This window comes from Pseudomonas sp. BCRC 81390, from assembly GCF_030341915.1.
In the GTDB taxonomy this organism is placed as follows: Bacteria; Pseudomonadota; Gammaproteobacteria; order Pseudomonadales; family Pseudomonadaceae; genus Aquipseudomonas.
In genome coordinates this window covers 263,950-282,330 of record NZ_JATAAG010000034.1, presented here as the reverse complement: position 1 = coordinate 282,330, position 18,381 = coordinate 263,950, and the positions used below count along the sequence as shown (strand labels likewise).

The window sequence follows — 18,381 nt, the reverse complement described above, 5'->3', positions numbered from 1 at the left end:
GAGCCTGCTCGACGAGGCCGTGCAGGCCCGCACCGAGGCGTTCTTGCAGCGGATCGACCAGCAGTTTCGCGATCCCCTGGGGCGCAAGGTGCGGGCCATGGTGCTGAGCGGGGCGATCAATATCGCCACACCGGGCAATCGCAACCAGATGATCGAGGTAGTGCTGTGGACGTTCGAAAACGCCGAGCGCTTGCAGGCGCGGCTGGTACAGCTGCGGGAGGGAGCAGCCGGTGGTGTCGGGGCGCTGGTACGGAATATCGCGATAGGTGCGGGTACGCTGCGTACACAGGTCACGGATGGCTTGAAGATCAGTTCACTGGCCGCGCAAAGCGTGGCCAGCGACGCCATGCGCAGCCTGCGCGATGCCGCCGCCAGTGGCGGCAGCGCCGGCCTGCTGTTTGCCCTGGGCAGCCTGTGGTTTCATCAGGACAGCCTGGGCAGGAACTATCGGGCGTTGCAGGAAACGCATCAGCACAACCCGGAAGCGCTGGCGGCGATCTGGTCTTCGTCGCTTGGGTTGTTAGGTAGCAGTGTAGAAGCGGCTGGGGGTGTTGTTGCCGTGGTACGCCCGAAGATACCGTGGCCCGGGACGGTAACCACCATTTCACTGGGGACTGGTATTGCAAGATTTGGTTCCGGCATTGCGGCGCTTGCTGGCGTCATGGACGGAGCTCATTACACATACGCAAGCGCCAGATCCGAGCGGATAGGAGATACCCCCGCGGCTCAACTCTACCGGTTCGCAAGTGCCACCTCATACGGGGCTGCAGCCTTTGGAGTCTCGGCCGCTTTTGGCTACGGTGCGTTACTTGGCCCAATAGGCATAAGCATTATGTTAGGTGTTGCTGCCTATTTGCTTGCAACTGCAGCCAAGCGCAGAGAGTCTTCAGCATTAGAACTTTGGGCCAGAAATTGCAGGTGGGGACTGCCTCGATCATTTCGACAGTGGAAGGCCGACACTGATATGGACACTGCTATTGGCGCCCTTAACGCTGCAATCCTCGGCCTGGAAGCGGAGGTCTCGATTCAAATACAGTTCAACCTTAGTCACACTATTCACCGAGACGCTGAAACAACAGTATCCATCAGTGACGGTAACGCGGTGCCGGCCAGTTTCAGACTGAATTATTTTATCCGCATCCCTGATTTCAACCAACGCCTTTCACATTATCAATGGCGTCTGCGCCTGCACCGCGGAGGCAGACACGCTGAAATAGTTGAATTATCAGCTGACAGCTCGTCTCCTATGAAACTGAATGCAAAAAATGAAGAGCCTATAGACCTTTTCTCAAGCATGTCCGATATGCAACCCCTGATAAAGCTGGACGAAAGGACGGGAGGTGTCAGCATCCAGGGATCGCTGCCACTCTCCGACCATCACACCATCCAAGCCTTTGAGTTAGATCTTAGTTACTGGCCCGACCGCCATGACCCGACGATCTACGCTCAAGTGAGCGTGAAGGAAAGTGACATTCGTGCCAGCAAGGATGATATACAATGAGTGGGCCAGCACTCGTCCCCCCCTGTCCTGGTTGGAAAGAAGACCTGCCAGGGCCTTGCGACTCAACACTTTTACAGCCCAACCTGGGAAACCAGACGCCAAACCACCAAGATGACATCTATCTCGAAATACCTCGCTCAGCAATGGCATACCGTGGTGTAGTTTCGGCACTGACGCTTCTTTATCTTATCTGGGCCTTGAGCGATCTCCCTTGGATGATCAACCATACGGACCTAACAGATCTTGAGAGTGTCCTCCTGCTAGGGTTCATGTATGCATTGTATTCATGGAGCAGCATTATCCTGTTCCGTGCTGATCTTGCCCCACCCAGAGATCTACCCATCCGTTTCAACCGGGCGCGCCATAAAATCTACGCCTACAATTTCAAACATCAATGGTGGAACCCATTCGACAAAGGCAAAGTCGTTCCAGTCAGTTACGAGTGGTCGCAAGTGCGCGCCGAGCGATGGTCCCGGACCAGTCCATTAAAATGGGGGGTAACACTTTCCATCGTCGTGCCCGGCACAAACAATGTGATCGACCGTTTCCCTCTGGTGACGATGGGCGCCGACCAGTACGCCTGGGCCTATATCTGCACCTACATGCAACAAGGCCCTTCAGCCCTGCCGCCCCCCGGCGAACACAAGGACCACAATGATCTGCTGTGGTATGAAATCGCATTACGCCTGGCCCCCAAGGTGAACTGGCCAGCCGACATGGACCTGGAATCGCGAACCGCGCCCTGAGCTGGCATGGGGCTCGATCGCTCAATCCTCCGCCGGCACTTCCACCACCTTCCAGCTGTCATCCGGGTCGAAGCGCTTCATCTGCCTGGCCAGGTGGTCACCGTTCGGCCCGAGGTCTTTCTCGAACACCTCGCCGTCATGGCTGATCATGAAGCTCATCACCCCGCTGTCGTCGTACTTCGCCGGCCAGGCGACCATGGCAAAACCGCGGCTCATGTGCTTGCCGATCAGGTAGCTGTAGGCGCCACCGGGGGCGGACGGGCCCTGGCCGTCGAGGATGCGGAAGTGGTAGCCATACCAGGCATCGCCGACCACGTCCTGGCCAAACAGCGGGCCCAGCGGGCTGACTTGCCCGTCACCGTCATCATCCCAGTACAGCCCGTCATGCTTGCCGGGCTCGCTGAAAATCTTCTGCGCATACTCCAGGGCGCCGTCACCGTTATGGTCCTGGGTGGCATAGTCCATCTGCGCGTCGTGGTAGGCCAGTAGCGACTGCATGGCCCCCAGTTCGTTGCGGCCAATGCGCCGCGCGCGGATTTCGGCGCTGCCGGCCTTGAGGTCGAAGCGCCAGCCCTGGCTGCCTTGCGTCAGCGGGATCGGCAGGGTCCAGTGCGCGCTGCCCACCGCGAGGACGGCCTTGCCATCCTCCGTCCTGTCGATGCTGTGCTGCGCGCGATACTGCTCCAGGAAGGTGTCCACGTCACTGCGTTGCACACCACCGCGCGGTATGTAGATACGCCAGTCATCGCCCAGCAGCTGGGCCAGGCGGGCTTCATCGGGTTTCGCTTCGCCCAGCGCCGCAACGAAGGCGTCCACGGCCTTTTCCGGTGTCGGGAAGGCTTCCTGCGCCGCAACCAGGGTTGACCAGATCATGCCGACCGCGATTACCAGTGCCGCTATCGGTTGACGGTTCATCGACGGCCTCCTCCCCCGCGACGTACAGGCGCACTGGGCCGGGAGATCGTGTGCCCGGTGGCACGCGAGGCGCCCGGCCGCTGGGCGAGCGACTGGCTGGTGCGACCACGGCTGGCCTGCAGATTGGTGCGCGTCGGCGCACGCACGCCATCAAAGGCATTGTTGCGGGCCCGACCGGCGCTGCTGCCAGGCCGGTTCTGCGCTACCTGTCGCGCCTGGCCTTCACCCTGCCTGCGGTTCACCTGGTTGTTCTGCTGGCGGGCCTGGGTGCTGCGGGTTTCCTGACGACGCTCGGCTGCCCAGGTGTCGTTCCTAGGTTGCATGCGGTTGCCAGGCGTATTGCCTGCTTGCGCCTCGCGCATCTGCTGGCGGGCCTGGCGGTTGCTGGTGGCCGGCCGTTCGATGCCGGCCCGGTCCATGGAGGCGCGCGCTTGGTCGCGGGCCCGGGCGCGCTGTGCATCGTCGCCACGGAAGGCGGTACGCTGGCTGGCACCGTCGAGCTGGCGACCATACTGCTGGCGACTGCGGGCGTCGCGGTAAGGCACGCCGTCGCGGTTGGCGGCGTTGTGCTGCCATTTGTTCTGGTTGTTGCTGATGCGGTTGTTGGCATTGATGTTGTTGTAGCGGTTGACGTCGATGTCGATGTCATTGTTGCCCCAGTCGCAGTCGCCCCACAGCGAGGCGACGATCGCCACGCCGGTACCGAAGGCCAGGCCGGCAACCAGCGCGGAACCGGGGTAGTACATCGGCGGTGGCGGATAATACGGCGGTGGCGAGGCCGGGTAGGCCCAGGTGCCGTAGGTGGTGGTCGGGTTGTAGCTGGGCACGTACACCACTTGCGGGTCGGCCGGTTCGATGATGATGGTGGTGGGCGGACTGCTGGCCGCGACCACCTGGGTGCTGCTGGAGGCCGGCGCCGGTGCCGCCTGGACGGTCACATTCTGGTACTGGTTGCTCTGCAGGTTGCCAGCGGCCTGGGCCTGGTGACGCAAGCGCTGCACGCCGCCCATGACATCGTCGGGCTGGGCGAGGAAGGCGTCGCCCAGGCGCTGCACCCAGACCGGGTCCTGGCCCAGCGTGGCCAGCACCTGGGGAAAGGCGACCAAGGCCTGTACGCTCGGGTCCCAAGGCTGGTTCGCCACTTTTCTGACCGCATCGTCACCTGAAGCCTTGGGGTTGGCCTTGGACCAGCTCACCGCTTCGCTGACCTGCCCCGGGTAGGTGGCTGCCATCAGGACCTGGGCCAGCAAGGCATCCGGGTACAAGGCGACAGGCGCGAGCATCTGGTCCAGTTGCTCCTGGGTGAACACCGGGTCCTTGGCCGCGGCCGTGTCGGACTGGGGTGCCGGGTCGGGGGCGGGTACGTCTTCCGCCAGCACCAGGCCGGGCATGGCGCTCAGATACAGGACCGCCGACAAGACCGCAGACAATGGCATGCGCATCGCTTCTCCCCATCAGGTCAGACCGCGTGGCTTAAGGGTAGCAATGACACTGCCTTTAGCCACCTGATGGAGCGCAAACTTTTTGCACTCTAAGGGTGAGGACGGTTGCTGCTTTTGAATCTATCCAACGGCCTGGTTGCCAACTGTAATTGTCCTGTACCGGCCCTTCGCTGCGCACCAGCTTCATGCAAGGCGTGTTCGCGTAGCGCCCTGCCTGCTGAAGAGCGGGTACAGCCATGACGCATAACGTTCAGACAGGAGCCGCCCCGATGAACACGCCCCGCCTCATCGCCGTCATCACGCTGGCCGCGTTATGTTCCTCGGTCTGGGCGGCTACCGACCGTGCCGAGCGGCGCCGCGAGGCCCGCGACGTGCGCCAGGAAACCCGTCAGGACGCACGCCAGACCAAACAGGACTGCCGTTACGCCGACCAGCAAAGCAACGCTGGATGCCGCCAGGACAAACGCCATACCAAGCAACAAGGCCGCGAACGCGCCCGGGACATCAAGTACTGATTAACCGCCCAAGGCAATGATGGCCAGGATCAATGACGCCCCGACAGCCGCCAGGACGACCCCGGTCAACTGGGTCCGACCACCGGAGTAGCGAGCCAGCAGCCAGCCCGCCAGGTACAGCATGGCCAGGGCCACCAGGTGCGATACGCGGATGGCCGTGGCGGTGGTGTCGATCAGCAGGAACGGTATCACCACCGGGAATGTTGCCAGCACCACCAGCAGGAACGTGGCCAGGGCAGCCTTGAAGTCATCCACGCCCAGGCGTGCCGGTATGGGGCGGGCGGCATCCCGCAGCATGCGTTCGCGCAACACTTCCAGGCCGTCCTCATCCAGCGCCAGGCTGATGCGCGCCGGCAACGCGGCAGCAATCAGCCTGCGCCCCTGGCTGCCCTCGTCGGCCTGCATGCGGGCCAGCAGCGTACGGCTGCGGGTGCGCTCGGTCCAGGTGCGCAGCAGGTAGATGACCGCATCGGCCAGGCCCCAGGCCAGGTTGCAGCCGAACGCGGCAATCAGCATCAGCCGGGCATCTTCGCGCCCCGCCGTGGCGACGCTCAGCGAGCCGATGAAGGTCATGGCCATCAACAGCCCGAAGATCACTTCGGTAATCCGGTCGATCGGCTCCAGCACACCCCATTTGCGCGCTTGCTCGTCTTGGCCCATCACGCCCTCCCGGTTCCGCTGGAACCATCGATAGTCACTATCGAGAACGGCAATTTCTGTCCAGTGGCCTGGCCGAATACCCTGGCTCCATCGACCTGACCTTCACCCCACCGGTTCCTGGAGCTACCCGATGAACACCCTGGCCCGCCTGCTTTGCGCCACCCTTGCCGTTGTTGCCATTGCCCTTGCCAGCGGCTGTGCCAGCCACCCGGAACTGCGCCCATACAGCGCGGAGGAAACCCGTCAGTTGCAACTCGAAGCGCTGCAACGTCGCGGCCTGTCGCTGGACGACTACGAGCAGCAACGGCGGGCCATCCAGCGTGCCGACAACCTGCCGGTGGTTACCGAAGCCAGCGACACTGGGCGTTCGAACCAAGGCTGAAATGGCCAGCAATACGAGGCAGCTTGAACCAGTATAGGTATCAGCAGCTATCGCGACAGCACGCCCCGGCTCCAGGCCGCAGGCCGTTTCTTTCAGCGCCGTGGTACCAGCGCCAGGGCGATCCCGCCAAGCACCACGACACTGGCCGTCAGCAAGCGCAACGACAGCGGTTCACCGACCAGCACAACCCCACCGAGCGCCGCGATCACCGGCACGCTCAGTTGCAGGGTCGCCGCCTGCTGCGCACTGACCTGCCTGACCACGCCGTACCACACGGCATAACCGGCCCCGGAAGCCAGCACGCCAGAGCCCAGGGCATACATCAAGCCTACCGCCGTCAGGTGGACATCAGTGCCGAGCAGCAGCATCGGCGCCAGTAATACCAGGCACGGCAGGCTTCGGGCGAAATTACCCGCCGTGTCGGCCAGCGGCCTCGGCGAGCCCTTGCCCAGCAGCGAGTAAATACCCCAGGCGACACCCGACAGGGCCATCAACAAGGCACTGGCGAGGGGCGGCGCCGAGGCCCCGGGCAACAGCAGCAGCAACAGCCCGGCAAAAGCGACGAGCATGCCCGAGAGCATACGCGCAGTGATGTGCTCGCCCTGGTACCAGGCAAACCCGAACATGGTGATCTGCACCGCGCCGAACAGCAGCAAGGCCCCTGCCCCGGCGCCCAGCTGCAGGTAGGCTGCGGAAAACAGGAACGCGTACAGGAACAGTGCCAGCCCACCCCGCCAGCTACCACCGATGGCCAGTGCCGGTCTGCGCAGGCGGATCAGCAACAGCAGAAACGCAGCGCCACTGGCCAGGCGTAACACGGTGAACGAAACCGGGTCGACGGCCCCATCCTTCAGCGCCAGCCGGCAGAACACCGAGTTGGCGGCGAAGGCCACCAGGCTGAAGAGCGCGGCCCACAGCCAGGGTCGGGCCTTGCGGCGGTCAAGCGTGGTGGTGCCGGTGCTCATGGTGTGGTCACCTCTGAAAGCGCTGTTGTTGTCATGGTGCGAGGCTGCCAGGCCCGGCACCGGTATACAACAACGCGCGTCCCTGGCGCTACAGCGCGGCCACCGCATCGATCTCCACCAGCATGCCGTCCAACGCCAGCCGAGGTACCGGTATCAGCGTGCAGGTCGGTTTCATGTGCCCGCCCCAAGCCCTGTCGGCCTCGGCTACCCACTCCCGCAGGCGCGTTTCGCTGTGTGCGACGATCAGCAGGGTCAGCTTGCACACCTGAGCCAGGCCGGCCCCCTTCGAGGCCAGGGCCAGTTCCAGGTTGGCCAGTGCCTGCCGCGCCTGTTCGGCGAACAAGGGTGACAGCCGTCCCTCGCGGTCCTCCCCGCCTTGGCCGGCGATGAACAGCAGGCGGCTGCCCGCCCGCACCTCGGCAACATGCGAGTAGGCATTGCCACTGGGGTCGTACAAAGCTTCGGGGTTGCTCAGCTGGAATGCGCTTGAACGGGTCACGGTAAGCCCTCGATTAAGGAAAGAGCTGCGCAGTATCGGACCTCAAGTCAGCTTCAGGTCAAGCGGCCCCGCGTAGGACGTTTCACACAGAGCGCGCGTCTCGATGAACCACGCGTCTGTTTGCACAATGGCGAGCAGTCGCTAGATTGCAGATCCCGGCACGGAGGCCTGCATGCAACAAGGACATATCCATGACCAGACACAACTTTCAACTTGCCTACACCATCAAGCCGCATCACCCCGACGACGAGGCTGATGCTGCCACGGCCCGCCAGCACCTGCGCGCAAACCTTGGCTGGGACACCGTGGAGCACATCGAAACAACCCTGCTCGGCGTGGTTCACCTCTACCACAGCACCACCAGCGATCGTCTGGACGAAGCCGAGCGGCAGATTCGTGAGCGTATCCGCGAGGAACTCAAGCGCCTTCGGCTGCTGTCACGTGTGAAATTCTACGGCAGCCTGATGGTCGATGGCCTTGGCTCAGCCATCCGCTTGAGCATCGTGCCCTGACCACAGGGCAGGGCAACCAGGCGCCCCCGCGCCTGGTTGCCGCCCAGGGTCATTTCTCCTCCAGCACCGCCCTGCCCTTCACCGCCCGCGGCCCGCGCCAGGCCCAGAACAGCAGGCCGGGGAATGGCGCGTAGACCACGAACACTACCCACAGCATCTTGCGCTCGGCGCGCCGGTCACTGCCGATGATGTGCCAGATGGCCCAGATTTCCAGCACGATCACCAACATGGCGACGATGAACCAGATCGTTCCGATTTCCATGAGCATCCTCCCAATGGCATGTACTGCTTTGGGTTTCGGCGGACGCCAAGGGTTCAGATTGATTTGCCTGTGCTTGCCTGCCAGCAGGCCGCCCCAGACAGGTTTCAGTGCCGTGGTGCGGTCTCCAGCGCCGCCTTCAACGCCGCTGCATCGGCAAACGCCTGCTGGCTCACCAGCCTGCCCTGTTCCAGTTGCAGCCACTGCACCTGGCCATCCTGCCCGGGATAGCGGCTGGCTACCCGCCCATCACGGTCGAGCAGCACCCGGTAGTGGTAGTCACGCATGGCAGGGATGGCGAACAGCTTGCTGATCAGCGCCGGCATGCGCTGGATGTCGGCGACGAATGCCGCATCGCGCGCTTCCAGGTAACCCGTGGGCAGGTCGGCCAACGCCGCCTTGACCAGCTTGGCACCGTCCATGTCGCGGGCTACCAGCAGGATATGCGTGCCGGCATCAAGGCTGTAGGCCTGGTCGTACTGGTCGAGCAACGTCCACGGCGCGAGCTTTTCGCCAGGCTGCAGGGCATTGGCCAGCAGTGGCACCAGGCAGAGCAACAGGGCAGCGGCGTATTTCATCAAGGGCATCCTCAGTAGCGGGAACATCAGCATAACGATAACCGGCCAGGCCAGACAGCTTGCCTGAACACGACCTCGAACATGCCAGCACCACCTGCAAGATTGTCTTTCCCGCGGCCACCCGCCACACTCTCCAGGCCAGCCCGGTAGCGGAGTCCAGAGTGCCCACGCCACGCCAGTTCAGCAAGAAGACCAGTACCAGCAACATGCTGCGTCTGAAGTCCACCAGCGCCAATGCCCAGGCCCCCTATCGGGTCGATTTCGTGTTGCTCGAACACTTTTCCATGGCCAGCTTCACCGTGGCCATGGACGTGCTGGTCACGGCCAACCTGCTGCGCGCCGACAGCTTCCGCTTCACCCCGCTGTCGCTGGATGGCGACCGTGTGCTCAGCGACCTGGGGCTGGAGCTGGTGGCCACCGAGGTGTCCGCCGAGGCGCTGAAAGAACTGGACCTGCTGGTCATCTGCGGCGGCTTGCGCACCCCGCTGAAGTACCCGGAACTTGACCGCCTGCTGGGCGACTGCGCCAGCCACGGCATGGCCCTGGGTGGCCTGTGGAATGGTGCCTGGTTCCTTGGCCGCGCCGGGGTGCTGGACGACTACGGCTGCAGCATCCACCCCGAGCAGCGCGCCAGCCTGAGTGAACGCAGCCCGCAAACGCGCATCACCCCGGCCAGCTTCACCCTCGATCGCGACCGCCTCAGCGCCGCCAGCCCCAATGGCGCCATGGAGCTGATGCTGGGCCTGGTGCGCCGGCTGTATGGCGACGGCCTGGCCGAGGGCGTCGAAGAGATCCTGTCGTTCTCCGGCGCCCGCTACCGCCAGGTTGGCCCGGGGGCGAAAAAATCCATGAGCCTGCACCTGCGCACCATCGTCGAGCTGATGGAGAACAACCTCGAGGAAACCCTCAGCCTCGACCAGCTGGCTGCCTACAGCGGGCGCTCGCGGCGGCAGATCGACCGCCTGTTCCAGGCCCAGCTGGGCACCTCGCCGCGGCGGTACTATATGGAGTTGCGCATCACCAAGAGCCGCCGACTGCTGCAGTACTCCGACCTGTCGGTGATGGAGGTGGCAGTGGCCTGCGGTTTCGTCTCGGTGTCGCACTTCAGCAAATGCTATGCGGCGTACTTCGGCTACCCGCCGTCGCGTGAGCAGCGGCTGGGCGAATGACGGGCCGCCCAAGCCACGCGAAAATGCCGCTCAGGCGCGGATATAGCGCAGTACGGCATCACAGATCATGGCTTTGTGGCGCTGCTTGACCTCGTCAGCGGAAAGGTCGACCTGGAAGATCTCGCCAAAGGTATGGCGGTTCGACACCCGGTAGAAGCAGAACGAACTCATCAGCATGTGCAGGTCGATGACCTCGATGCCGGCGCGGAACACCCCCTCCTCGACGCCACGGCGCAGGGTATTGCCCAGCGCCTCGAGCACCAGGCTGCTCATTTCGCGGATTGCCGGCGACTGCTTCACGTACTCGCCATAGTGAATGTTCTCGGTACAGATGATCCGCACGAAGTCGACGTTGCGGTCGTGGTGGTCGAAGGTGAATTCCACCAGCCGGCGGATCGCCTGCTCGGCCGGCAGCGACTCCAGGTCCAGGCTCTGCTCGGTCTTGCGGATATCCCCGTACAACTTGACCAGGCACTCGCAGTACAGCTGCTCCTTGCTGCCGAAGTAGTAGTAGATCATGCGCTTGGAGGTGGCGGTGCGCTCGGCGATGGCATCAACACGGGCGCCGGCCAGCCCTTGCTGGACGAACTCGTGGATGGCGGCCTGAAGGATGTCTTCACGCGTTTTCTCGGGGTTGTTCTTGCGCGTCTTGCGCGCCCCTTCGATTTCAGGCTGGCCGAGGCTGACTACGGAATCACTCATACCCACTCACAGGCTGTTTATTGGATTGCCCGGATTATCCGTGAGCGGGGCCATGCAGGGAAGCGCGCCGTGGCTACGGCGGCCAGCCGCTGTCCAGACAATTGCCGCGCCGGGCATTCCTCACATAAAACAAAATGATATGTAAATGACTAAACATTCTAACGAAATGGAATATAAAAATTGAAAGCCTAACGCCAGCTCCTTAGTCTGGGCGCACCGTTTCCCTACCGACTCAAGGAGCAATGCCCATGCCCGCCCGTGCTTTTTCCCCCCTGCGCCGCCTGCTGCTCGGCGGTCTGCTGGCCAGTGTCGCCAGCGCCCTGCTGCCTTGGTCGCAAGCCCTGGCGGATGACACCAGGACCCTGCGCATCGGCTACCAGAAGTTCAACAGTATCAACATCCTCAAGGGCAGCGGTGCTCTGGAGAAGGCCCTGGCCCCCCAAGGTGTGACCGTCAGCTGGCATGAATTCGCCGCCGGCCCGCAGTTGCTCGAAGCCCTGAGCACCGGTGCCATCGACCTCGGCCACGCTGCCGATGCACCTTCGGTGTTCGCCCAGGCCGCAGGCAAGCCGGTGGTGTACCTGGCTGCCGAGCAACCCTACCCGCGTGGCATCGGCCTGGTAGTGCGCGAGCAGGACCAGCTGGCCAGCGTCGCCGACCTCAAAGGCAAGCGCGTTGCCACGGGCCGCGGCTGGAATGCCCAGTATCTGCTGGCCGTTGCCCTGGAGCAGGCTGGCCTCAGCTACCGTGACATCACCCCGGCCTACGTCAACAACGCCGCCGATGCCGTGGCCGCCCTGCAATCAGGCAGCGTCCAGGCCGTGACCTTGTGGGACCCGTTCCTGGCTGCAGCCGAAAGCCAGCCCGGCCTGAAGAACCTGCGCGACGGTAGCGGCCTGTCGAACAACCGCACCTTCTACCTGTCTACCGCCAGCTTCGCCGATCAGCACCGCGACCTGCTGAAAACCTTCTTTGCCGAACTGGGCAAGGTCAGCCAGTGGGCGAACGCCAAGCCTGCCGAAGTCGCCGCGCTGCTATCGCCGCAACTGGGGATCAACGCCAACGTCCTGCAAGTGGCCAGTGAGCGGCGCAACTATAACGCCGTGGCGATCACTCCGCAGATTGTGGCCGAGCAGCAGAAGCTGGCCGATACCTTCCAGGGCCTGGGCCTGATTCCGCACAAGCTGCAGGTCGCCGACGCGGTCTACCCGGCTTCCGTGTTGCCTTGAACGGAGCCCACAGCATGCCCCGCCCGATCCGCTTCAATGCCTTCAGCATGAACGCCGCCAGCCACCAGTCGCCCGGCCTGTGGCGCCACCCACGTAATACCAGTGTGAACTTCAACCGCCTGGATTACTGGACCGACCTGGCTCGCCTGCTCGAACGCGGCCTGTTCGACGCCCTGTTCATCGCCGATGTGCTGGGCATCTATGACGTCTACCAGGGCGGCCCCGAGGCTGCCCTGCGCGGTGGCGTGCAGGTGCCGGTCAACGACCCCCTGCTGCTGGTCCCGGCCATGGCCGGGGTTACCGAACACCTGGGCTTTGGCGTCACCTTCTCGCTCACCTACGAACACCCCTATCCGTTCGCCCGGCGCATGTCCACGCTCGACCACTTGAGCAACGGCCGGGTCGGCTGGAACATCGTCACCGGCTACCTCGACAGCGCCGCAAGGAACCTGGGCCTGGCGCAGCAGCTGGGCCACGACCAGCGCTACGACCTGGCCGAGGAATACCTGCAGGTGTTGTACAAGCTGTGGGAAAAAAGCTGGGACGAAGACGCGGTGCTGCTGGAGCGTGACAGCGGGCGGTACATCGAGCCATCCCGGGTGCACCCTATCAAGCATGCAGGCGAGCATTTCCAGGTGCCCGGCATGCACCTGTGCCAGCCGTCACCCCAGCGTACGCCGGTGCTGTTCCAGGCCGGCGCTTCGCCGCGCGGCCAGCAGTTCGCGGCGCGCCACGCCGAATGCGTGTTCATCAGCGGGCCGACGCCCACGGTGCTGCGCCGCTACGCCAACGGCATTCGCCAGGCCAGCGAGGCCGCCGGGCGTGGCCATGACGCCGTGCTGATCTACGCCCAAGCCCTGCTGATTGTCGCCCCCACCCGGGAACAAGCCGAAGCACGCTTCGCCGAGTACCGCCGTTATGTGGACCTGGACGCCGCCCTGGCACTGCTGTCGGGCTGGACCGGCATCGACTTTGCCGGCCTCGATCCCGATGCGCCGATCGAATATGTCGAGAACGATGCCGGCCGTGCAGCCCTGGCCGCCTTCACCGCGGCCGACCCGAACCGCCGCTGGAGCGTGCGCGAGGCCGCCGAGTTTGTCGGCCTGGGTGGCCGTGGCCCGGTGCTGGTCGGCGCGGCCGGCGAAGTCGCCGACCAGCTGGAAAGCTGGCTGGAGGAGACCGGCATCGATGGTTTCAACCTGACCTACGCCGTACAACCGGACGACCTCGCCGAGGTGGTCGAGCTGCTGGTACCCGAGCTGCAACGGCGTGGCCGCTACCCGCTGAGCTATGCCGAAGGCAGCTTGCGGCACAAGCTGTTCGGCCAGGGTGACCGTTTGCCGGAAGCGCACGCTGGCCGCCAGGTCAGCATTTAGCTGGCAAATACCGGGTATTCCAACATTTAATTTGTGGATGGCACGCACTCGCCCCTATGCTGTCGCCACATCCCCTGCGCCGCGCCGGCCGGTGCGGTTCACGGCATGGGGAGAGAACAACAAGTCGAGATCGTCCATGTCGAATCATTCCTACTTCGCCCCCCACGGTGGGCACCCGGCTCAGACCGAGCTGCTGACTGACCGTGCCATGTTCACCGAAGCCTATGCCGTCATTCCCAAGGGCGTGATGCGTGACATCGTCACCAGCCACCTGCCGTTCTGGGACAAGATGCGCATGTGGGTCATCGCCCGCCCGCTGACCGGTTTTGCCGAGACCTTCTCGCAGTACATCGTCGAAGTCGCCCCGGAAGGCGGCAGCGAGCGCCCTGAGCTGGACCCGAACGCCGAAGCCGTGGTGTTCATCGTCGAAGGCGAACTGGACATCACCGTCGAAGGCAAGCACCACACCCTGGTTCCGGGCGGCTATGCCTTCCTGGCCCCGGGCGCCGAGTGGAGCCTGCGCAACAACAGCAAGGCCAACGTCACCTTCCACTGGCTGCGCAAGCATTACCAGAAGGTCGAGGGCCTGGACGTTCCAGAATCCTTCGTCACCCACCGTGACAACGCCACCATCATCGAAATGCCGGGCACCGAAGGCCGCTGGGTCACCACCCGCTTCGTCGACATGGCTGACATGCGCCATGACATGCACGTGAACATCGTCACCTTCCAGCCGGGCGGTGTGATTCCGTTTGCCGAAACCCACGTGATGGAGCACGGCCTGTACGTGCTCGAAGGCAAGGCGGTATACCGCCTGAACCAGGACTGGGTCGAAGTGGAAGCTGGCGACTTCATGTGGCTGCGCGCCTTCTGCCCGCAAGCCTGCTATGCCGGCGGCCCAGGCAAGTTCAGCTACCTGTTGTACAAGGACGTGAACCGCCACGTGCACCTGACGCTGAACCCCAAGCGCTAAGCCCAGGCTGCCCCCGCAAGCCCGCCAATCTGGCGGGCTTTCTGTTTGCCGCGCATACTGAAACTTCCATCCCCGCGCGGTGCCCGCCATGAACCGCTGCCTGCTGCTCGCCGCCCTGCTGCTCTGTCCCCCCGCCCTGGCCGCCGATGACTGGGACCTGGCCTACGACCGCGAAGGCATTCGCGTGTACCTGAGTGGCGTTGCCGATTCGCCGTACCAGCAATTCCGTGGTGTCAGTACCATGCAAGCCAGCCTGCGCACGCTCACCGACCTGCAGGAGAACCTGCGGATCGCCTGCAAATGGCTGTATGCCTGCGCCCAGATGCGCCTGCTGGAAGTGAACGGTGCCGATACCTGGGTGTACCTGACCACCGACCTGCCATGGCCGACAATGCCGCGCGACATCGTGCTGAAGGTGACCACCGAGCAGCTTGACGACGGTACCTTGGTGCGGCACCTCAGCGCCGAGCCGGGCCGTTTGCCCGAAGAGCCCGGGCTGATCCGCGTGCAGCACTTGTCGGGCGAGTGGATCATGAAGCCGCTGGGCAAGCGCAAGACCGAGGTGATCTACCAGTTGCAAGCCGACCCGGCAGGGGATGTGCCGGGTTGGCTGGCTAATCGGTTCGTGGTGGATGCGCCGGTGGTAACCCTCAGAACCCTGAGGGCCGTGGCCGAGCGTCAGCCATGAGGCCCACTTCGCGGTAGTCAAGCGCCCCGGCAAATGCTTGCCGGAGAGCCGCCCGCCAGAAAGCCCGGGCTTCAGTCAAACTCGAAGGACGGGTTGCAATGACCGGCTTCAGTCGGGTAGTTGCCGTCAGGGCAGGGTGTGCTTGGCACGCCAATGCTGCGGATGGTCCGGCGCCGGGCTTCAGGCTGCTCGGTAGACGCTGCAGTTGTTTCGCTGACAGCAGTATCCGCATCTTCAGGCTCGTTGCCATGGGCTACCTGAACCAGGCCTGCGGCGGCCAGCAAGGTTATGAATGCAATCTTTTTCATAGGGTCTCCGGAATGAGATCAACGGGGGGTTGCGGAGCAGATCCTATGTTCCGCCCAGTCTGGATGGCTTTAGCCAGATTCCCCCGCGAATCATCAGAAACCCGCACCTGCCTTGTGAGAACGATCGAGGCAGCAGTCATAGTCCCAAGGCAATCGCCGCGTCACCGAACCCCGCTACCGCAGTTGCAGTGCTCAGATGCCGCCACCTGCCAACAATTGCGTCATCACTTCGGCCAGGGCCTTGACCATGACATCCGCGGTCGGCCGGTGGACGATGACGATTTCGTAGCTGTCGACCTCCGGCAGCCCCTGGCCTGCCCCCAGCACCCTGTGCTCGCCGGTCGCCACCCGCGGTGGCAGCAGGCTGATGCCCATGCCGTCGGCCACCGCAGCCTGGATGCCACTGAGGCTCGAGCTGGTGAAGCTGATCCGCCAGCGGCGGCCGATGCCCTCGATGGCGTTGATCATATCGTCGCGGTACAGGCCCCGTGGCGGGAAGGTCACCAGCGGGATCGGGTCCAGCTCGAAGGCCGGCGTGCGCGCGCTGTCGATCCATTGCAGGCGCTCCGGCCAGCAAGCCACGCCCTCGCGGGCGTTGCGCCGCTGCTTGAGCAGCACCAGGTCGAGTTCACCGTTGTCGTAGGCCTGGCTGAGGTCGCGGCACAGGCCGCTGGTCACTTCCAGCTTTACCTGCGGGTTGCGCCTGCTGAATGCCGACAGCGCATTGGTGGTGCGCCCGCCGACGAAGTCCTCGGGCACCCCCAGGCGTACGGTCACCCCGACCATCGCCCCGGCCAGGGCTTCGAGCATCTGGTCGTTCAGGGCCAGCATGTGCCGGGCATAGCCGAGCAAGGTCTGCCCGGCGTCGGTCGGCAATACATCCCGATTGCCCCGCACCAGCAGGCGATGGCCAACCATGTCCTCGAGGCGCCGCACTTTCTGGCTGATGGTCGATTGGGTCGAGTGCAGGCGGGCCGCAGCCGTGGTGAAACTGCCACAATCGGCCACCACCACGATTGCACGCAGCAGGTCGAGGTCGAACAGCGCCCTATTCGATTTCACGCCAGTAGACATCCTGGTATTCAACTTTTGAATGGCAAGGCTGTTTTCTATCACGCCCCTCCCTGCACCGCAACGCGCACCACTAGTCGCCCAGTGCTACGCCTTCGCGCCGGGGGTCGGCACCGCCCGACCAGCCATCGCCGCTGCGCTGGATGATCTGCATGCCACTGGTCATGGTCATGGGCGTTACCACATGCCCCCAGGCTGCCAGCTGGCGGATCAGCGCCGGGCTGGCCAACCCCGACTCCACTTCGGTGTCGGCATTGCGGCTGCCGAAGTTGGGCAGGCCGGCGGCCTGCTGCGGGTCAAGCTGCCAGTCCAGCAGGCCGATCAGCGCCTTGTTGACGTAACCGATGATCTGCGAGCCACCGGGCGAGCCCAGGCTGGCCACCAGTTCGCCGGAGGCTTGCGCGAACACCAGGGTCGGTGCCATGGACGACAGCGGCCGCTTGCCCGGCTGCACCCGGTTGGCCACGGGCTTGCCCTGTTCCTGCGGGATGAACGAGAAGTCGGTCAGGTGGTTGTTGAGCAGGAAGCCCTTGACCATCAGGTGCGCACCGAACGCTGCTTCCACCGAAGTGGTCATGGCCAGGGCCTGGCCGTGGTCATCGACCGCGCTGAGGTGCGAGGTGGAAACCCGCAGTGGCGAGCGGTCGGGGGCCAAAGCCAGGTCGGCCCCCTGCGGCTGCCCGGGGCGCGCGTGCTGCATGCTGTAGTCGCCGATCTGCCCGGCGCGGGCGGCCAGGTAGGCGGGGTCGATCAAGGCCTTGACCGGAACAGCCACATAATCGCTGTCGGCCAGGTACTGGGCGCGGTCGGCATACGCCAGGCGCTCGGCTTCGGCAACCAGGTGCACGGCCAGCGGTGGGGCTTCGAGTCCGGCAACCGATGCAGCGGGTAGCGGCGGCATGGCGGCAAGGTCGCGTGCCGGTGCAGCCTGCTGCAGCGCTTCGAGAATGCCCAGGGTCTGCAGCACCGCCACCCCGCCCGACGAAGGCGGCGGCATGCCGCAGACGCGCCACGCCTTGTAGGGGCCGCATACCGGCTCGCGCTCCTTGGCCTGGTACTGCTGCAAGTCCTGCAGCGTCAGGTAACCGGCGTTGGCATGGCTGCGCACCTTGGCCACGATGGCTTCGGCGATTGCGCCGGTGTAGAACGCCTCGGCGCCATGCGCGGCAATCTGCTCGAAGGTTTGCGCCAGCTCGGGGTTGCGCAAGGTCACGCCGACCGCCAGCGGTTTGCCGTGCGCATCCAGGAAGTAGCGGGCCATGGCCGGGGAACGGGCAATGAACGGGTCGCCCGCAAGCAGGGCGTGAAGGCGTTCGGACACCGGGAAACCGTTGCGCGCCAAGGAGATCGCCGGGGTAAACAGCTCGCTCCATGGCAGCTTGCCGTGTTGTGCATGGGCCAGTTGCAACGCCCGCAAGACCCCGGGCACCCCTACCGAACGCCCGCCGATCTGCGCCGCCCTGAACGGCATGGGTAAGCCGTCGGCTTGCAGGAACAATTTTTCCGACACCGCCGCCGGGGCTGCCTCACGGCCATCGTAGGCCTGCACACGCTGGCCGTCCCAGTACAGGATGAACGCCCCGCCACCAATACCACTGGATTGTGGCTCGACCAGGGTCAGTACCATCTGCATGGCGATGGCCGCGTCGATGGCGCTGCCACCGGCACGCAGCATCGCCCGCCCCGCCTCGCTGGCCAGCGGGTTGGCGGCAGCGACCATGTGCCGGCTGGCGTGCACCGGCTGCAAGCCAGAGCGATAGCCGGAGGCCGCTTCCGGTGGTGCGGGCAGCACCGCGTCGGCACCTGCCCAACCACTGGCGGCCAGCAGGCACAGGGTGCCCGTCAGGTGGGTGAAGAATGTCATCGTTTGCTTCCTGCCATCAGCTGTTCA

Annotated in this window: 20 protein-coding genes and 1 pseudogene; 10 read left to right on the top strand and 11 right to left on the bottom strand. The window is 64.3% G+C overall.

Annotation, left to right across the window (positions count from 1 at the left end; all coding sequences use genetic code 11):
* A pseudogene (locus tag QSV36_RS14225) lies at positions 1 to 1,501 on the top strand (hypothetical protein); the annotation flags it as partial.
* On the top strand, positions 1,498 to 2,247 hold the full coding sequence (locus tag QSV36_RS14220) for a DUF6708 domain-containing protein (protein WP_289132527.1): 750 nt from the start codon (positions 1,498 to 1,500) through the stop codon (positions 2,245 to 2,247). The pseudogene QSV36_RS14225 and the gene QSV36_RS14220, both read left to right, overlap by 4 nt.
* Positions 2,248 to 2,268: 21 nt before the next feature.
* On the opposite strand, the gene QSV36_RS14215 is transcribed toward QSV36_RS14220, so the two are convergent.
* The gene (locus QSV36_RS14215) at positions 2,269 to 3,162 is read right to left on the bottom strand and encodes a DUF2950 domain-containing protein (RefSeq protein WP_289132526.1); all 894 of its coding nucleotides are present in this window, start codon (positions 3,160 to 3,162) and stop codon (positions 2,269 to 2,271) included.
* A complete protein-coding gene (locus QSV36_RS14210; protein ID WP_289132525.1) occupies positions 3,159 to 4,604 on the bottom strand; it encodes a DUF3300 domain-containing protein in 1,446 nt (481 codons plus the stop codon). The genes QSV36_RS14215 and QSV36_RS14210 overlap by 4 nt, the downstream gene beginning before the upstream one ends.
* Positions 4,605 to 4,873: 269 nt before the next feature.
* Here QSV36_RS14210 and QSV36_RS14205 point away from each other — a divergent pair, with 269 nt between their 5' ends.
* The gene (locus tag QSV36_RS14205; RefSeq protein WP_289132523.1) at positions 4,874 to 5,119 is read left to right on the top strand and encodes a hypothetical protein; all 246 of its coding nucleotides are present in this window, start codon (positions 4,874 to 4,876) and stop codon (positions 5,117 to 5,119) included.
* Here QSV36_RS14205 and QSV36_RS14200 read toward each other — a convergent pair whose 3' ends face one another.
* Entirely contained in the window at positions 5,120 to 5,779 is a 660-nt protein-coding gene (locus QSV36_RS14200; RefSeq protein WP_289132522.1) for a VIT1/CCC1 transporter family protein, read from the bottom strand.
* A gap of 130 nt (positions 5,780 to 5,909) precedes the next feature.
* On the opposite strand from QSV36_RS14200, the gene QSV36_RS14195 reads away from it, so the two are divergent.
* Positions 5,910 to 6,161, top strand: coding sequence for a hypothetical protein (locus tag QSV36_RS14195; protein WP_289132520.1), 252 nt, complete (start codon positions 5,910 to 5,912; stop codon positions 6,159 to 6,161).
* A gap of 92 nt (positions 6,162 to 6,253) precedes the next feature.
* Here QSV36_RS14195 and QSV36_RS14190 read toward each other — a convergent pair whose 3' ends face one another.
* The gene (locus tag QSV36_RS14190; protein ID WP_289132518.1) at positions 6,254 to 7,126 is read right to left on the bottom strand and encodes a DMT family transporter; all 873 of its coding nucleotides are present in this window, start codon (positions 7,124 to 7,126) and stop codon (positions 6,254 to 6,256) included.
* A gap of 88 nt (positions 7,127 to 7,214) precedes the next feature.
* The gene (locus QSV36_RS14185; RefSeq protein ID WP_289132516.1) at positions 7,215 to 7,625 is read right to left on the bottom strand and encodes a RidA family protein; all 411 of its coding nucleotides are present in this window, start codon (positions 7,623 to 7,625) and stop codon (positions 7,215 to 7,217) included.
* Positions 7,626 to 7,816: 191 nt separating this feature from the next.
* Between QSV36_RS14185 and QSV36_RS14180 the strand changes: the two genes are divergently transcribed.
* Positions 7,817 to 8,137, top strand: coding sequence for a Mic19 family protein (locus QSV36_RS14180; RefSeq protein WP_289132514.1), 321 nt, complete (start codon positions 7,817 to 7,819; stop codon positions 8,135 to 8,137).
* Between the two features lie 49 nt (positions 8,138 to 8,186).
* Here the strand turns inward: QSV36_RS14180 and QSV36_RS14175 are convergent, their stop codons facing one another.
* Both QSV36_RS14175 and QSV36_RS14170 read right to left on the bottom strand, forming a co-directional pair.
* Positions 8,187 to 8,399, bottom strand: a complete 213-nt coding sequence (locus QSV36_RS14175; RefSeq protein ID WP_186685698.1) for a PLD nuclease N-terminal domain-containing protein — start codon at positions 8,397 to 8,399, stop codon at positions 8,187 to 8,189.
* A gap of 104 nt (positions 8,400 to 8,503) precedes the next feature.
* Positions 8,504 to 8,974, bottom strand: coding sequence for an FAD/FMN-containing dehydrogenase (locus QSV36_RS14170; RefSeq protein WP_289132511.1), 471 nt, complete (start codon positions 8,972 to 8,974; stop codon positions 8,504 to 8,506).
* 161 nt (positions 8,975 to 9,135) lie between these two features.
* On the opposite strand from QSV36_RS14170, the gene QSV36_RS14165 reads away from it, so the two are divergent.
* On the top strand, positions 9,136 to 10,143 hold the full coding sequence (locus QSV36_RS14165) for a GlxA family transcriptional regulator (protein ID WP_289132534.1): 1,008 nt from the start codon (positions 9,136 to 9,138) through the stop codon (positions 10,141 to 10,143).
* A gap of 30 nt (positions 10,144 to 10,173) precedes the next feature.
* Here the strand turns inward: QSV36_RS14165 and QSV36_RS14160 are convergent, their stop codons facing one another.
* Positions 10,174 to 10,845, bottom strand: a complete 672-nt coding sequence (locus QSV36_RS14160; RefSeq protein WP_289132509.1) for a TetR/AcrR family transcriptional regulator — start codon at positions 10,843 to 10,845, stop codon at positions 10,174 to 10,176.
* A gap of 248 nt (positions 10,846 to 11,093) precedes the next feature.
* Between QSV36_RS14160 and QSV36_RS14155 the strand changes: the two genes are divergently transcribed.
* From QSV36_RS14155 to QSV36_RS14140, 4 genes are all read left to right on the top strand, one after another.
* Positions 11,094 to 12,074 (top strand): aliphatic sulfonate ABC transporter substrate-binding protein, encoded by a 981-nt coding sequence (locus QSV36_RS14155; protein WP_289132507.1) that lies wholly within the window; start codon positions 11,094 to 11,096, stop codon positions 12,072 to 12,074.
* Positions 12,075 to 12,088: 14 nt separating this feature from the next.
* Positions 12,089 to 13,450, top strand: a complete 1,362-nt coding sequence (locus QSV36_RS14150) for an LLM class flavin-dependent oxidoreductase (RefSeq protein ID WP_289132505.1) — start codon at positions 12,089 to 12,091, stop codon at positions 13,448 to 13,450.
* A gap of 136 nt (positions 13,451 to 13,586) precedes the next feature.
* Positions 13,587 to 14,423, top strand: a complete 837-nt coding sequence (locus QSV36_RS14145) for a bifunctional allantoicase/(S)-ureidoglycine aminohydrolase (RefSeq protein WP_289132503.1) — start codon at positions 13,587 to 13,589, stop codon at positions 14,421 to 14,423.
* Between the two features lie 88 nt (positions 14,424 to 14,511).
* Entirely contained in the window at positions 14,512 to 15,111 is a 600-nt protein-coding gene (locus tag QSV36_RS14140; protein WP_289132501.1) for an START domain-containing protein, read from the top strand.
* 71 nt (positions 15,112 to 15,182) lie between these two features.
* Here QSV36_RS14140 and QSV36_RS14135 read toward each other — a convergent pair whose 3' ends face one another.
* From QSV36_RS14135 to ggt, 3 genes are all read right to left on the bottom strand, one after another.
* On the bottom strand, positions 15,183 to 15,419 hold the full coding sequence (locus tag QSV36_RS14135) for a hypothetical protein (protein WP_289132500.1): 237 nt from the start codon (positions 15,417 to 15,419) through the stop codon (positions 15,183 to 15,185).
* A gap of 192 nt (positions 15,420 to 15,611) precedes the next feature.
* Positions 15,612 to 16,493: a LysR substrate-binding domain-containing protein gene (locus QSV36_RS14130; protein WP_289132498.1), complete on the bottom strand. Its 882-nt coding sequence runs from the start codon at positions 16,491 to 16,493 to the stop codon at positions 15,612 to 15,614.
* Between the two features lie 70 nt (positions 16,494 to 16,563).
* Positions 16,564 to 18,354 (bottom strand): gamma-glutamyltransferase, encoded by a 1,791-nt coding sequence (gene ggt, locus QSV36_RS14125; RefSeq protein WP_289132497.1) that lies wholly within the window; start codon positions 18,352 to 18,354, stop codon positions 16,564 to 16,566.
* Positions 18,355 to 18,381 lie beyond the last annotated feature (27 nt).

Excerpts from the sequence above, each read along its gene's own strand:
- QSV36_RS14220 (WP_289132527.1), top strand. The coding sequence starts at position 1,498 with ATGAGTGGGCCAGCACTCGTCCCCCCCTGTCCTGGTTGGAAAGAAGAC.
- QSV36_RS14215 (WP_289132526.1), bottom strand. The coding sequence starts at position 3,162 with ATGAACCGTCAACCGATAGCGGCACTGGTAATCGCGGTCGGCATGATC.
- QSV36_RS14210 (WP_289132525.1), bottom strand. The coding sequence starts at position 4,604 with ATGCGCATGCCATTGTCTGCGGTCTTGTCGGCGGTCCTGTATCTGAGC.
- QSV36_RS14205 (WP_289132523.1), top strand. The coding sequence starts at position 4,874 with ATGAACACGCCCCGCCTCATCGCCGTCATCACGCTGGCCGCGTTATGT.
- QSV36_RS14200 (WP_289132522.1), bottom strand. The coding sequence starts at position 5,779 with ATGGGCCAAGACGAGCAAGCGCGCAAATGGGGTGTGCTGGAGCCGATC.
- QSV36_RS14195 (WP_289132520.1), top strand. The coding sequence starts at position 5,910 with ATGAACACCCTGGCCCGCCTGCTTTGCGCCACCCTTGCCGTTGTTGCC.
- QSV36_RS14190 (WP_289132518.1), bottom strand. The coding sequence starts at position 7,126 with ATGAGCACCGGCACCACCACGCTTGACCGCCGCAAGGCCCGACCCTGG.
- QSV36_RS14180 (WP_289132514.1), top strand. The coding sequence starts at position 7,817 with ATGACCAGACACAACTTTCAACTTGCCTACACCATCAAGCCGCATCAC.
- QSV36_RS14175 (WP_186685698.1), bottom strand. The coding sequence starts at position 8,399 with ATGGAAATCGGAACGATCTGGTTCATCGTCGCCATGTTGGTGATCGTG.
- QSV36_RS14170 (WP_289132511.1), bottom strand. The coding sequence starts at position 8,974 with ATGAAATACGCCGCTGCCCTGTTGCTCTGCCTGGTGCCACTGCTGGCC.
- QSV36_RS14160 (WP_289132509.1), bottom strand. The coding sequence starts at position 10,845 with ATGAGTGATTCCGTAGTCAGCCTCGGCCAGCCTGAAATCGAAGGGGCG.
- QSV36_RS14155 (WP_289132507.1), top strand. The coding sequence starts at position 11,094 with ATGCCCGCCCGTGCTTTTTCCCCCCTGCGCCGCCTGCTGCTCGGCGGT.
- QSV36_RS14150 (WP_289132505.1), top strand. The coding sequence starts at position 12,089 with ATGCCCCGCCCGATCCGCTTCAATGCCTTCAGCATGAACGCCGCCAGC.
- QSV36_RS14145 (WP_289132503.1), top strand. The coding sequence starts at position 13,587 with ATGTCGAATCATTCCTACTTCGCCCCCCACGGTGGGCACCCGGCTCAG.
- QSV36_RS14140 (WP_289132501.1), top strand. The coding sequence starts at position 14,512 with ATGAACCGCTGCCTGCTGCTCGCCGCCCTGCTGCTCTGTCCCCCCGCC.
- QSV36_RS14135 (WP_289132500.1), bottom strand. The coding sequence starts at position 15,419 with ATGAAAAAGATTGCATTCATAACCTTGCTGGCCGCCGCAGGCCTGGTT.
- QSV36_RS14130 (WP_289132498.1), bottom strand. The coding sequence starts at position 16,493 with ATGTCTACTGGCGTGAAATCGAATAGGGCGCTGTTCGACCTCGACCTG.
- ggt (WP_289132497.1), bottom strand. The coding sequence starts at position 18,354 with ATGACATTCTTCACCCACCTGACGGGCACCCTGTGCCTGCTGGCCGCC.